At 66.2% G+C, this 14,331-nt stretch carries 10 protein-coding genes; 1 reads left to right on the top strand and 9 read right to left on the bottom strand.

The window, feature by feature from the left end:
- The 6 genes from E1809_RS02980 to E1809_RS03005 form a co-directional block, all read right to left on the bottom strand.
- A partial coding sequence (locus E1809_RS02980) for an FAD-dependent oxidoreductase (RefSeq protein WP_133202747.1) occupies positions 1 to 1,505 on the bottom strand: 1,505 nt, incomplete at its 3' end.
- Between the two features lie 167 nt (positions 1,506 to 1,672).
- Positions 1,673 to 3,442: a phospho-sugar mutase gene (locus tag E1809_RS02985; protein WP_133202748.1), complete on the bottom strand. Its 1,770-nt coding sequence runs from the start codon at positions 3,440 to 3,442 to the stop codon at positions 1,673 to 1,675.
- Between the two features lie 95 nt (positions 3,443 to 3,537).
- Entirely contained in the window at positions 3,538 to 4,983 is a 1,446-nt protein-coding gene (locus E1809_RS02990) for a PepSY-associated TM helix domain-containing protein (RefSeq protein ID WP_133202749.1), read from the bottom strand.
- Positions 4,984 to 5,109: 126 nt separating this feature from the next.
- A complete protein-coding gene (locus tag E1809_RS02995; RefSeq protein WP_133202750.1) occupies positions 5,110 to 5,895 on the bottom strand; it encodes a YcnI family copper-binding membrane protein in 786 nt (261 codons plus the stop codon).
- Positions 5,896 to 6,007: 112 nt separating this feature from the next.
- Positions 6,008 to 6,625, bottom strand: a complete 618-nt coding sequence (locus tag E1809_RS03000; protein ID WP_133202751.1) for a hypothetical protein — start codon at positions 6,623 to 6,625, stop codon at positions 6,008 to 6,010.
- Positions 6,626 to 6,742: 117 nt separating this feature from the next.
- Positions 6,743 to 7,543: a purine-nucleoside phosphorylase gene (locus E1809_RS03005; protein ID WP_374102665.1), complete on the bottom strand. Its 801-nt coding sequence runs from the start codon at positions 7,541 to 7,543 to the stop codon at positions 6,743 to 6,745.
- Between the two features lie 98 nt (positions 7,544 to 7,641).
- Between E1809_RS03005 and E1809_RS03010 the strand changes: the two genes are divergently transcribed.
- Positions 7,642 to 9,057, top strand: a complete 1,416-nt coding sequence (locus E1809_RS03010) for an NAD(P)H-quinone dehydrogenase (protein ID WP_133202753.1) — start codon at positions 7,642 to 7,644, stop codon at positions 9,055 to 9,057.
- A 43-nt stretch (positions 9,058 to 9,100) separates the two neighbouring features.
- On the opposite strand, the gene E1809_RS03015 is transcribed toward E1809_RS03010, so the two are convergent.
- From E1809_RS03015 to E1809_RS03025, 3 genes are read right to left on the bottom strand one after another with little or no spacing between them, the layout of a single operon-like run.
- On the bottom strand, positions 9,101 to 10,663 hold the full coding sequence (locus E1809_RS03015) for an FAD-dependent oxidoreductase (protein ID WP_133202754.1): 1,563 nt from the start codon (positions 10,661 to 10,663) through the stop codon (positions 9,101 to 9,103).
- Complete coding sequence (locus E1809_RS03020; protein ID WP_133202755.1) at positions 10,660 to 12,819, bottom strand: molybdopterin oxidoreductase family protein; 2,160 nt, start codon at positions 12,817 to 12,819, stop codon at positions 10,660 to 10,662. The genes E1809_RS03015 and E1809_RS03020 overlap by 4 nt, the downstream gene beginning before the upstream one ends.
- 1 nt (position 12,820) lies before the next feature.
- The gene (locus E1809_RS03025; RefSeq protein WP_133202756.1) at positions 12,821 to 14,227 is read right to left on the bottom strand and encodes an MFS transporter; all 1,407 of its coding nucleotides are present in this window, start codon (positions 14,225 to 14,227) and stop codon (positions 12,821 to 12,823) included.
- Positions 14,228 to 14,331 lie beyond the last annotated feature (104 nt).

Consider the following 14,331-nt stretch of genomic DNA (forward strand, 5'->3'; position numbering starts at 1 on the left):
GCCTTGGAGACCTCGATCCCGGACTTCTTCAGTTCCCCTTCGAGGAGCTTCTTGAGCATCGGCACGCACGAGCCGCACTGCGTGCCCGCGCGGGTGCAGGTCTTCAGTTCGCCCAGTTCCTGCACCGGGGCGTTGCCCTCGCAGGACCCGCAGCCGTTGATCGCGTCGCGGATGGATCCGGCGGCGACGTTGTTGCACGAGCACAGGATCGCGTCATCGGGCAGTTCGGTTTCGGGGGCGTCACCGCCGCCGGCGGCGGTGAGGTAGGCGCCGGGTTCGGCGGGGAGTTCCCGGCCCAGCAGCGGGCGCAGGCTCATGTACGGGGTCGCGTCGCCGACGAAGATGCCGCCCAGGAGGGTTTTGGCGTCGTCGGTGGTGACGATTTTCTGGTAGACGCCGCGGGCGGGGTCGGCGTAGACGATTTCCAGGGCGTGCTCGGTCTTGGCGAACGCGTCCCCGAAGCTGGCCACGTCCACGCCGGAGAGCTTGAGCTTGGTCGCGGTGTCAAAGCCCGGGAAGGTCGCTTGACCGCCGTGCAGGCGGTCCGCGACGATCTCGGCCATCGTGTTCGCCGGGGCCACCAGGCCCAGGCACATCCCGCCGAAGTTCGCCACCTCACCAATCGCCCACACCCCGGGGACAGACGTCGCACAGTGGTCATTGATGACCACACCGCCCTTTTCGCCCAGTTCGAACACGGATACCTCGCCTTCCGGTGCGCGGAAGAGTTCATCGCGCGGACGGATGCCGATCGATGCGATGACCATGTCGGCCGGGATGGTCCGCCCGTCCTTCATCAGGACGCCGGTGACCTGGCCGTCGTCGTCGGAAAGCACTTCGGCAGGGTAGGTGCCGGTCAGGACCTCGAGCCCCTTCGCGGTGACGAGCCTGCCAAGTGCCTGGCCCGCGCCTTCGTCCAACTGGGCATTCATGAGCCAGCGGGAGCCGTTGATGACCGCGGCTTCGGCGCCGAGTTCCACGGTGCCTGCCGCCGCTTCGAGGCCAAGGAGCCCGCCACCGATGGTGACCGTCTTCGCCGGACGACCGAGCCTTTCGCTGAGTTCGGCAACGGCTTTGTTGATGCCCCACACGTCTTCCAGCGTCCGGTACACATGGGCGAGTTCACTGCCCGGGAAGGGAAGTTGCGCGGCGTCGGAACCGGTGGCGACAACCAGGTGGTCATAGGCGTAGCTGTTTCCAGCGGACGTTTCCACTGTCTTCTCACCAGTGTTGATCTTGGTGACGCGCTCACCGGTCCGCAGGTCCAGCGAAGCGTGGTCCCACATGGACGTGTCGCCCAAAGTAAGGTCGTGGTCCATCTGCGTGAGGGCCTTGCTCAACGCGACGCGGTCGTAGGGGAGGTGTGCCTCTTCCGCCAGGACCGTCACGTGCCAGCCCTCAAGACCGCGGGTGTGCATCGCGTCGGCAAAACGGTGGGCGGCAGGGCCTCCACCGGCAACGACAATACGGCGCTGGTTGTCTGGGATGGATGTGTGTCCGGTCACTGGTGGCCTTTCGCGTACGCCGCAGAATGTGCTCCGCAACTTGTCACTTCAGCGTACGGAGGGGCAGTTTCACCTCAGTTTCCCGTTTGTTTCGTGACCTTAACTTCTGGGTCACGATTAGATTTCGCAGCGTGTGAGGACTCTTTTACGAGCCGGACACATTGTTTTTAGAGTCCCAAAGCCTCGCGCACGTCGGCCAGGATGTGGTCCAGCGTGGTCCGCGCCGCACTCCGGGTTTCCGCGAGCTCGGCCGCGGAACCCACCGGTTTGATGACTTCGAGGTAGCACTTCAGCTTTGGCTCCGTGCCGCTCGGCCGGATGATGACGCGGCTCTGGTCCCGGGTCAGGTAGAGGAGCCCGTCCGTTGGCGGGAGGTGCTCGCTTCCCTCCGCCAGGTCGGTCACGGCCTCGATCGCGGACCCGCCGAAAGACTCGGGAGGATCTGCCCGGAGCCGGTTCATCATGGCGTCCAGCAAGCCAAGGTCCGCCACCCGGATGCTGAGTTGGTCGCTCGCGTGCAGGCCGTGCACCAGGTAGATCTCGTCCAAGGTGTCGAAGATCGTCTTCCCTTCGGCCTTGGCTGCAGCGGCGAGTTCGGCGATGAGCAAGGAAGCGGAGATGCCGTCTTTGTCCCTCACCAAGTCCGGGGCAACGCAGTATCCCAAGGCTTCTTCGTAACCGTAGACGAGCCCGGGAACCCTCGAAATCCACTTGAACCCGGTCAGGGTTTCCTCATGGGCAAAGCCAGCACCCGCGGCAATGCGGGAAAGGAGCCTGGAGGAGACGATGGAATTGGCGAAAACACCCTTCCTGGGCGCGAGGCCCGGCGTTACATCAGTTTGGCTGGCTTCGCCGGCCGCGTGCCGGGCCACGGCATGCGCGCCAAGCAAGGCGCCCACCTCGTCGCCGCGCAGCATCCGCCACGCCCCCGAATCGGGGTCCTGCGCCGCCACAGCCGCCCGGTCGGCGTCGGGGTCGTTGGCCAGCACGATGTCCGCACCGGTACGGGCGGCGGCTTCAAGGGCCAGGTCCAACGCACCGGGTTCTTCGGGGTTGGGGAAGCTGACGGTGGGAAAATCCGGATCCGGCGTTGATTGTTCCTCCACCAAGGTGACGTCTTTGAAGCCCGCGGCTTCCAGCACAGACACGGCCGTTTCGCCGCCCACGCCGTGCATGGGGGTCAGCACGATCTTCACGTCCCGCGCGGGGAATTTCGCGGTGTCGGCGAGGCCCGCGATGGCGGACTCGTAGTCTTTCCTGATCGAGTCGGAAAGCACGGTCCACCCCGATTCCGCAAGGGCGATGGACTCCAAAGGGCCCACTGCCGCGATGGCCGCGGCGATCCGGGCATCGTCGGGTGACACGATTTGGGAACCGTTGCCGCTTTCTTCCACTGCGCGGCCGCCCAGGTACACCTTGTATCCGTTGTCCTGCGGTGGGTTGTGGCTGGCAGTCACCATGACGCCGCCGTCGCAATCGAGGGCGCGGACGGCGTAGGCGAGCAGCGGGGTCGGGAGCGCGGATGGCATCAGGAACGTCTCGATTCCCGCTGCGGTGAGGATGGCTGCCGATTCGTTCGCGAAAATGTCCGAGTTGTGCCTCGCATCAAAGCCGACGACGGCGCGTGGCCGGGTTCCGGGAGACGCCGCGCCTACTGCTTCGTTGAGGAACGCCGCCAAGCCGGCCGCTGCACGCCGCACCACCACACGGTTCATCCTGTTGGGTCCGGGGCCGAGGGCGGCGCGCAGTCCCGCAGTGCCGAACTGGAGGGTTCCGTTGAAGCTGTCCTCAAGCTGTTGGCGCGCTGCCGCGACACCCCTGGAGGCGAGGCTGGTGAGCTCGGTAAGGGCCGCAGCCGTGACCGGATCCGGGTCCTGGGCAGCCCATTCGGTGGCCTCTGCAATCAGCTTTTCAGTTTCGGCATCGCTTGATGTCATAGGGATAAAACTATCGTCATTGGGGATCGATGCCGAGTCGAGGACTGTGTCAACCGTCACAGTCCTCGACTCGGTCATCTAGCTAACTTGGCCGGTCAGGTTACCTGGTTGAGGCGCGCACGGCGTCGTTTCATGGCGCCGACAGCGGTGTCAAGGATGACGAACGCCAGGAGCGACCACCCGAACACCGGCAGGAAGAGGCCAAGGACCACCATGGCCGTGATGGCCGCGAGGACGCCGGCCCAGTGCCCGCGAAGGAACGCGCCGCGGGGAGCCGGACGGCCGAACGCCCACACGCTCCCGCGGGTCGGACGACGCCGCCACCACATCACATAGCCCCAAACCACCATCGCAGTGAGGCCCACCGCGACCGCGAGGAGGGCCAGCTGATTAGTCAGTCCGAAGAGCAGTCCCATGTGGGCCGCGATGGTCCAGCGGGTCAGCTTCGCCGCGAGGCTGAAATCGTTGAAGTCCGCGCGGCTGGTAACGGTGCCCGAGGCAGCATCGACGGCGACGGCGCTAGCGGTTCCAGGCCATTCCCGGCCCGCCTCCGTGACAGTCCAAGCCTTGCCCGGTTTGGCGGGAGGCTTGATATCGACCATGGGCGCCGTGATGATGTCCGCCCGGGCGATCTTTAGGACGGTGTCGTATGCGGCAGGGTCTATGGCCGCGGACGAGGACGGTGAACCGCCATGGCCGGCGTGTTCACCCGAAGACACGGTTGCGGAACCGCTCAGGGCCGTCGAGACGCTGGGCGTGTCCCACCCCAAAGCGGTGCGCAAGGTGCCGATGTTGGCACCCGCTTGTCCGGACCACGTCAGGCCTGTCGCTGAGAGGAACACGAACGCGGCGAGGAATACCGTGCCCACGGTTCCGTGAAGCCACACGGTCCTCGCCCGGCGCGACTCCGGCTTCTTCGGCGCCTTGCCGGCCCGCCGCCGTCGTACCCTGTCCACCCACAGGACCAGGCCGCCCAAGGCGACCACCCAGAGCCAGGACGCCGCGAGTTCGCTGTAAATGCGGCCCGGCTCGCCGAGGTTCAGGGAACGGTGGAGGTTGTCGATGAAGGTCCGCAGCGGCATGGCGCCGCTGCTTCCGTAGGTGGGGAGGTCGCCGCGGATTTCGCCAGTCCCGGGGTCGACGAACAGCGTCCGATATTGGGACCCGCCCAGGGTGGGATCGGCGAAGAGCACCCGGGTGGTGTCTTCCGGGCCGGGCGCCGGCCGGACCGACACCGGCGTGGCCCCGCCGACGCGGCTTGTCGCGGCCTGGACCTGGGACGAGAGCGGTAGTGGATGCGCGACAGCGGGAACGTGCAGTTCGTGGTCGTAGATCACTTGTTCCAGTTGCGGTGTCATGGCGTACAAGCCGCCGGTTACCGCTGCGACGAACAGGAACGGAGCGGCAAGGATGCCGGCGTAGAAATGCACCCGGAGCAAGAAAGCGCGGAACCAGCCCGTGCCAGCGGCCGGCGGCGAATCGGGACGTAGTGATGGAGGTGCGTCCTGCCTTGGCGCAAGACGGTCAGTCAAGAGAGTCATCGTTGATCTTTCACAGTAGAAGGCAGCCTCAACCGCCTCGCGGGAGGCTGCAGGGTAGGCCAAAGGGACCCACGCCGAATGGACGGCGTGGGCTCCTGTGAAATGGAAGAGGTTTGGTCCTCGCGGCTACTTGGCCGACGGTTCCTTCGGGGCGGCGTTGGAAGCAGCGGATCCAGCGTTCGCGGCGGCCTTTCCGGCGGCCGGTCGCGTGCGTGCCAAGGCGGTCACGCCCGCGGCGAGGCCCACCAGGCCGGCGGCGAGCCCGAACCAGCCCGCCGTCGATCCGGCGTCATTCGACGACGACGCTACCGGGGCGGCCGCGGGAGCCGCGGTGGCGCTGGGAGACGCCGACGTCGGAGCGTCCTCTGCGGTGGTCACGAAGGAGGGTGCGGGGTGCTCGGGCTCGGGCTGGCCATCGACTGCCTTCTCGTCCCACTTGACGACGGTGCCGTCCGTGTACGTCTGGGTCGCCGGCATGGAGATGGTCGTGCCTTCCTTCGGGAGGACGCCCACCGAGATGGAGAACGATTGGTATTGGTTCTGGCCGATTTCGTGGGCCGCGTCGGCGGTCCAGACTACGGAGGTCACGGCTTTCGTGACGGTGGCTCCGTCAACCGTGATCGGCTTGGGGAGCGTAGTGGTGACGAGCTGTGCCGTCCAACCATCGACGGGCTTCACGGACACCGAGTTGAACGGTGAATCCGCCGGCAGGGACACCTCGAGCTTGTTGCTCTTGGCCGTGGCGGACTCGTTGGGCATGTTGAAGGTCAGGTGCGTGTATCCACCGGCTGCGGGGTCATCCGGGTCGACGGTTACGTGGGCCGAGGCGGCAGAGACGCCGAAGGCGAGCAGGCCGGCGGCCATAAGGGCGGCTGACGTGGTCTTGAGGGTACGGCTGGTTACGGTTTTCATGGCAGAAGTGCCTTTCACAAAATGGGGACTGTCAAGGGCGGGAGCGCTTTGCGCACCCGTGAGGCGTGATGGCCGCCCGTCTTGGTCCCGAGTCAGGTGAAAGGGGCTGCGTTCAGGCGGCGGCGATCATGGCCGGAGGTCCCCTGCGGGAAGGCAGCTGCAACCCCAGCCGGCTGGCTGGGATGATGTACGAAGCCAGGAAAGTGGCACGGCGTTCGACCGGGCCGAGGCGGCACGGCTCGGGAAGTTGCACCAGCGGCCGCAACCAATGGGCCACGGCCCACAGGGCGCGTTCGCCCCGGGCCAGCACCAAAGCCGTGCCGAGCGTTGCGGCGACGTGTGCCGCCAACATGAGGCCGCCGTCGTCCACTCCATGGGTTGGGAACACTGCTTCAAGCGAACCTGCGACGAGGGACGCCGGCGTGTGCCCGCCGTGCACCGAAGCCGCGGCCATAGTGGCTGATGACGGCATCGACATGGTGGAAAAGGCGTCGAAGGACCAGTGAAGCCAGGCCTGCCCGGCTCCAAGCAAGGCCAGGAGGACGGGGAACGACAAGCGGAACCGGGTCAGCACGGCCACGGGAACCATCGTCAGGGCGCAGAGTGCTGCGAGTACCGCGGGCTCGGGCAAGCGACCGCCCGCGGCGAGGTGGCCGCCGGCAGACAGGCCGAGGATAATGGCGCCGATCAACCCGGTCCGGAACAGCCGAAAAGAAGCACGCGTCTTCATCGGCGATCCTTTCCAGGTAGTCGGGCTAGTGTCGGGCGTCACATTTGAGCTTGAAGCGATGGTACCAGCGGTGCAGGGCGATATTCGGAGTAACTCAAAATATGGCCCAAGGTTACCTCAGAGCTTAGCGATGATGTCCGCCAAGAGCCGCGAAATGCGTGCGCTTGCCGCCTCGCCCGCTTCGATGACTTCCTGGTGGCTCAGCGGGACCGGGCTGATGCCGGCGGCGAGGTTGGTCACGAGGGAAATCCCGAAGACCTCCATGCCCGCGTGCCGGGCGGCGATCGCCTCCAACGCGGTGGACATGCCCACAAGGTCGGCACCGATGCGCTTGGCGTACTGGATCTCGGCCGGGGTTTCGTAATGCGGTCCAGTGAACTGTGCGTAGACACCTTCGTCGAGCGTCGGATCCACCTCGCGGGCCAAGCCGCGGATGCGCGACGAATACAAATCGGTGAGGTCGACGAACGTGGCGCCTTCGAGCGGCGACGTCGCCGTCAGGTTGATGTGGTCGCTGATCAATACCGGGGTGCCCGGGCTCCAAGCCTCGTTCAGGCCGCCACAACCATTGGTCACCACCAGCGTCTTGCATCCCGCTGCGGCTGCCGTGCGGACTCCATGGACCACGGCGCGCACGCCTTTTCCTTCGTAATAGTGGGTGCGTGCGCCAAGGACCAGGGCGCGTTTGCCTTCCGTCGTCAGCACGGAGCGGATGGTTCCCACGTGGCCCTCGACTGCCGGGGCGGAGAAGCCGGGGACTTCCGCGGCGGTGAGTGTCGCCGTCGTGCTGCCGATGAGGTCCGCCGCGGCACCCCAGCCGGAACCGAGCACGAGCGCGACGTCGTGGGTTTCGACGCCGGTTTCGGCGGCAATGTAGTCGGCGGCAGTCCGGGCTGCTTCGAAAGGGTCTTTGTTGATCAGCTCAGCGTTACTCACTAGTACAAGCTATCGTGCCAAGACCTCCTCAGGTGGGGCTTAGTGGCAGCGTTTGCGGCATTAAGTAACAATTGATCATTGTGACCACGCATCCTGACTTCAGCTCCCCCCGAATCGCAATCCTGGGCGGAGGTCCAGGCGGATACGAAGCGGCCATGGTCGCGGCCTCCCTGGGCGCGCGGGTCACCATCATCGAGCGGGCCGGACTCGGCGGCTCAGCCGTCCTCACCGACGTCGTCCCGTCCAAAACCCTGATCGCGACGGCGGACCTCATGACCCGCGTGGGCGAGGCGGGGGAACTGGGAGTCAAGTTCGCCGTCGACGGCTCCGATGTGGCACCCGGCATGCGCGCGGACCTCGGCCACATCAACGACCGCGTCCTGCACCTTGCCCGGGAACAGTCCGACGATATCCGGGTGGGCCTCGAACACCTCGGCGTCGAGATCCTCATGGGTTCCGGCAAGCTCCTGGATAACCACACCATCGAAGTGCTCACCTCCGGCGGCATCAAGACCGTTACCGCGGACGCCATCCTCCTTGCCGTAGGCGCGCACCCCCGCGAGCTGCCCACCGCCAAGCCCGACGGCGAACGCATCCTCAACTGGGCACAGCTTTACAACCTCGAAGAGCTTCCCGAAGAGCTGATCGTTGTGGGTTCCGGCGTCACGGGCGCCGAGTTCGCCTCGGCCTACAACGGCCTTGGCTCCAACGTCACCCTGATCTCGAGCCGTGACCAGGTGCTGCCTGGCGAGGACACCGATGCTGCGCAGGTCCTTGAAGGCGTCTTCAAGCGCCGTGGAGTCCGTGTGCTGTCCCGCTCGCGCGCCCAGGCGGTGGAACGCACCGAAACCGGGGTCAAGGTCACGTTGGGCGACGGAACCACGGTCACGGGCAGCCACTGCCTTGTGTGCGTGGGCTCCATCCCCAACACCGCAGGCATCGGGCTGGAGGAAGCCGGCGTCGCGGTGTCCGAGTCCGGGCACATCAAGGTGGACGGCGTCTCCCGCACCACCGCTCCCAACATCTACGCGGCCGGCGACTGCACGGGCGTCCTGGCCTTGGCCTCGGTGGCAGCCATGCAGGGCCGCATCGCGATCGCCCACTTCCTCGGCGACGGCGTCATGCCGCTCAAGCTGCACCAAGTCGCTTCCAACATCTTCACTTCACCCGAGATTGCCTCGGTCGGCGTGTCGGAGGCGGACCTCGAATCGGGCAAGTACCAGGGCGATGTGGTGATGTTGTCCCTGCTCAGCAATGCCCGCGCCAAGATGCGCAACAGCAAGGACGGCTTCGTCAAGATCATCGCCCGCAAGGGCTCTGGCACGGTGATCGGCGGCGTCGTGGTCGGCCCCAACGCCTCGGAGCTCATTTTCCCCATTTCCGTCGCCGTGACGCAGAAACTGCACGTCGACGACGTCGCGAGCACTTTCACTGTGTACCCCTCGCTGACCGGATCCATCTCCGAAGCGGCGCGCCGCCTGCACGTGCACATGTAGCTGTCCTGCGGGCTGGGTCTGGGTCTGCGAGCCGCACCAACCCCTACGCAGCTACCCCTTGAAAGTGCTTTTCGATCAGCGCTTTGATGTCGCTGTGGCAGCCGCCGCAGCCGGTCCCTGCCCGGGTGGCCTTGGAAACTTCGGGTATGGACGAGCAGCCCTCCAGCACGGCTTCCTCGATGCTCGCACCGCTGACACCCGCGCAGCGGCACACTGTCCGCTGAGGATCATCTTGTGAAGCAGGGGAATCCAGTTGGTCCGGACCGTCGAGGCGCAGCAGGAGCGAACGGTCGGCCGGCAGTTCGGATCCGCGCTCGAACAGCATCACGAGCTCTGCCGCCGTTCGGGGCATGCCCACAGTCACGAGCCCTTCCAACGCACCACCGCGGGTGGTCATCTTGACGTAGCGGCCGTGCTCGGGATCGGCCCACTGGGCAACCTGTCGGCGCGGCTTCCCTTCGGAAACGCCAACGGTGAGCACTTCCTCATCCCACGGCTCTGCGGCGTTGTCACCGGCGACGGCCAGGTTGATGCCGCGGGCTTTCAGGACCACGACGCCGGGCTTCTCCTGCGGCAGGGGAACATGCGCATCCGCTGCATCCTGGCCGCCCTCGGCAAGGAGCACCAGGTATTCGGCGAGCCACTCGGCCTGCCTCCACCCCGGGCCAACCAGACCGGACGGCCCCGGTGCGTCGGGGCATTCAAGGCAGTCGACATCGGCGCAGCGGACTTCGGCACAATCTCCGATCGCGAACATATGGGGCTCGTGGTACGTGCGCAGGCGGTGGTCCACCAGGATTCCGGTGGCAGCCGGGAGGCCGCAGCCCTCGGCCAGTTCGATCCGGGGCCGCACGCCGCACGACAGGACCAGGAGGTCGCCTTCAATCCGCGATCCGTCGCTCAGCACAAGCGCGGAAAACGCGCCGTCGGGCCCGTTGTGCTCAACGGCCGTGGAACGGGCGTTTCCCACCATTCTGATTCCGGCGCTTCGCAGGTTCGCCGCGAGAACGGCTCCGCCGCCGCGGTCGATGTTGCGGCCCAGGGGAAACGAGCCGTTGTGGACCACGGTGGTCCGGGCACCCTCTTCGGCGGCGGCCAGCGCGATCTCAAGGCCAAGAACGCCGCCGCCAAGGACAATGACCCGTTTTCCGGTAGTCACGGCGGCACGGAGCTGCGCGGCATCGCGGAGGTCGCGCAAAGCGGTGACACCCAATGGAAGCACGGGATGGGCGGGGTCGGGGTTGATGCCCCTGAGGTTGGGGATGACCGGCCGGGAGCCGGTGGCGAACACCAAGCGGTCGTAGCCGGGCCTGGTCCCGTCGGAGAGGACCACTTCCTGCCGGGCCCGGTCGATCCGCTTGACCGTGACTCCCAGCCTGACCTCGACGCCCGCTGCCGCGAGTCCATCCATGTCCGCCATGGCGAGGGCGTCCGCGGTGGTTCGTCCTACCCCGAGTTCGGCGACCATGACTCGGTTGTACGCGGCTTCGGTTTCCTGCCCGACAACGAGCAGCTGGACGAGTCCGCTGCGCACCGCCGGCACCAATTCCTCGACGAGCCGGGCCGCGACCGGACCGAACCCCACCACCACAATGCGCTCGCTCACGAGGCCTCCTTGATTGCTGTTGCCTTCCGCACCCGGACCGTGCTGGATTTGAACTCCGGCATGCCCGAGACGGGATCCGTTGCCGCTTCCGTGAGCCGATTGGCGCTGCCCGCTCCGGGGAAATGGAAGGGCAGGAAGACGGTGTCGGTTCGAATGGTGTTGCTCAACTCCACCTTGCAGAGGACTTCGCCGCGATCATTGGAAACCACCGCGAAGTCGCCTCTCGAGATGCCCCTCGCGGCCGCCGTCGACGGATGGATCTGCAGAAGCGCTTCCGGCTGGGCCGCGTCGAGCTCTGCCACCCGCCTTGTCTGGGCGCCGGACTGGTAGTGCTCCAGCAAGCGTCCCGTCACCAGCGTCAACGGTTGCGTGTCGGAGAGTACGACGGCGGAGCTCGCCGGGCGCTTCCCCGGAACCACCGGGACCATCACCGCGCGGCGGTCGGCATGCGCGAAACCGTCCAGGAAGAGGCGCGGGGTTCCTGAACTTCCGGCGGGGTAGGGCCAGTAGGCGGCTTCGCCTCGGTCCAGCATGGCATAGTCGATGCCTGAGTAGTCGGCAAGGCCGCCGGATGAGGCCAGTCGTAGTTCTTCGAAGACCGTCTCGGGATCGTCGCTGAAGGTGGAGGGGGCGTCGAGCAATTCGGCGAGCCGGGCCATGAGCCACAATTCACTGCGGACACCGGCCGGGGGAGTGAGGGCCTTCCGCCGCCGGAGGACCCTGCCCTCAAGGTTGGTGAGCGTGCCTTCCTCCTCGGCCCATTGCGTGACAGGCAGGACGAGGTCTGCTTCGAGCGCCGTCTCGGACAGGAAGAAATCGCAGACCACCAGGAAGTCCAGGCTGCGCAGTCCGTCGATCACGGCGTTGGCGTCGGGTGCGGAGACCGCCACGTTGGCGCCGTGCACGAAAAGGCAACGGACGCCGTCGGGCTTTCCCAAGGACTTGAGCAGTTCCACCGCCGGAAGGCCCGGACCCGGAATGAGGCGTTCGTCGACGCCCCACACCGCGGCGACGTGGGCGCGGGCTGCGGGATCGGTGATTTTGCGGTAGCCGGGGAGCTGGTCGGCCTTTTGGCCGTGCTCGCGTCCGCCCTGGCCGTTTCCCTGACCGGTCAGGGTGCCGTAGCCGCTGCGGGAGGATCCGGGAAGGCCGAGGAGGAGGCTGAGGTTGATGGCGGCCGTGGCGGTGTCCGTGCCGTCCACGTGCTGCTCGACGCCGCGCCCCGTCAGGATGTAGCTTCCGCCGTTGCGGGCACCGTGGGCGAGGCGGCGCGCCGTTTCGCGGATGAGGGTCGCGGGGACGCCCGTGATCGATTGGACGCGCTCGGGCCAGAACCCGGCCAGGCTGCGGACGATCGCCGTGTAACCGCTGGTGCGGTCCTCGAGGTACTGGGTGTCGGCAAGTCCCTCATGGACCACTACGTGGGAAATCCCGAGGATAAGCGCAAGGTCCGTGCCGGGGGTTGGCTGCAAGTGGATGCCTCCGCCGTCGCCTGTGAACGCCGCGGTCGCGGAACGTCGGGGATCGGCAACGATCAACCCGCCCGAATCGCGGGCGCCCTTGAGGTGTTGCACGAATGGCGGCATGGTCTCGGCCACGTTTGAGCCGAGGAGGAAAATGACGCTGGCCGAATCGAGGTCCTCGACCGGAAAGGGCAGCCCGCGGTCCACGCCGAACGCCCGGTTCCCGGCTGCCGCGGCGGAGGACATGCAGAAGCGGCCGTTGTAGTCGATCCGCGAGGTGCCGAGCGCCAGCCGTGCGAACTTGCCGAGCTGGTAGGCCTTTTCATTGGTGAGGCCACCGCCGCCGAATACACCGACGGCGTCGGGTCCGTACTTCTCGCGGGTCTGCTTTACCGCGCCGGTGACCAGCATGAGCGCCTGGTCCCAGCTGACCGGCCTGTGGACGCCGTCGGATCCCTTGAGCAGAGGTTCGGTGACGCGTCCGGAGTGGTTCAATAACGACGCCGATGTCCAGCCCTTGCGGCACAGCCCGCCCCGGTTGGTGGGGAAGTCGCGCCCGGATACTTCCAGGACAGGAAGTGCCTTGGCTGCGGGCGCGGGGCCTGACCCCGGCTGCGTGGACGCGGCCGGGGTCAGGCTCATGGCGCACTGCAACGCGCAATACGGGCAGTGGGTGTTGGCGCCATTGGGCATATTAGATGTGTCCCATCGCCTGGCGGTTGGCCTTGCGGAGGTAGAAAGTCCAGCACACCAGCAGCATCAGCACGTAGGCGCACACGAAGCCGTAGAAGGCGGGGGTGTACGAGCCGGACGCACTGGAAGCGTTCAGGACCTGGGGAATGACGAATCCGCCGTAGGCACCGATCGCTGAGATCAGTCCGAGGGAGGAAGCGGCAAGCCGTGCGGTCTCCGCAGGCTTTGCCCCGGAGCGGGCGGCACGGCTGGACGTTGCGAAGATGACCGGGATCATGCGGTACGTTGCACCGTTTCCAAAGCCGCTCGCCGTGAAGAGCATCAGGAACAGGACCAGGAAGAGCCAGAAGTTCTTGAGCGGAAGGGTCCAGATCATGGTCAGTGTGATGACCGCCATGGATGCGAAGGCGGTGACGGTCATCCGGGCTCCGCCCATGCGGTCCGCCATGCGTCCGCCATAAGGACGGGCCAGGGAACCGACCAACGGGCCGAGGAACGCGAGCGAAAGGGCCACCGCGCCCACGTGGAAGGCGGAGAACGCCGGGAAATAGTCCTTGATGAGCTTGGGGAAGACGCCGGAGAAGCCGATGAACGAACCGAAGGTGCCGATGTACAGGAACGCCATGATCCACAAGTGCGGTTCCTTCAGGGCCGCGATGGAGCCTGCCACATCGCCTTTCGCGCTGGTGAGGTTGTTCATGTACTTGAACGCACCGAACGCGGCCACCAGGATGAGCGGGATCCAGATGAGTCCCGCGACCGGGAGGTTGACGGTACTGGCGGCGAGGAGGGTGACGGCGATCGGAACCACCAACTGCGCGACGGCGGCACCGAGGTTTCCGCCGGCGGCGTTCAGTCCCAGTGCCCAACCCTTTTCGCGGGCCGGGTAGAAGAATGTGATGTTCGCCATCGAGCTGGCGAAGTTGCCGCCGCCGAAGCCTGCCAGCCCAGCTACCAGCAGCATGATGCCGAACGGCGTTGAGGGGTTCGAGACGCAGAACGCAAGGCCCGACGTCGGGATCAGTAGCAGCAGCGCGGAGACGATGGTCCAGTTGCGGCCGCCAAAGCGGGGAACCATGAATGTGTACGGGATGCGCAGGGTGGCGCCGACCAGGCTGGGAATGGAGATGAGCCAGAAGATCTGGTTGGTGTCGAACTTGAAGCCGGCGGCCGGGAGTTGGACCACCACGATCGACCAGAGCTGCCAGACCACGAAGCCGAGGAACTCGGCGAAGATCGACCAGTACAGGTTGCGCTTGGCGATGGAGCGGCCGGCGGCCTCCCACTGTTCCTTGTTCTCTGCATCCCAGTTGGCGATCCAGCGGCCAGGGCGGTGTTCGAGCTCGGGGACGAGAGCAGTGGGGGCCTGCTCGGTGGTGAGGATTTCGGTGCCTCGATCAGCTGTCACGGACTGCCTCCTTGGTGGGGACGATGTAATTACACGGTATGGACAGCTCGTTTCGAGGACCGTCGCTGTTTGTAAACGTGCTGTGACATTTGCCTATCGGTGTA

Origin of the sequence: Arthrobacter terricola, from assembly GCF_004354015.1 — a bacterium.
Taxonomy (GTDB): domain Bacteria; phylum Actinomycetota; class Actinomycetes; order Actinomycetales; family Micrococcaceae; genus Arthrobacter; species Arthrobacter terricola.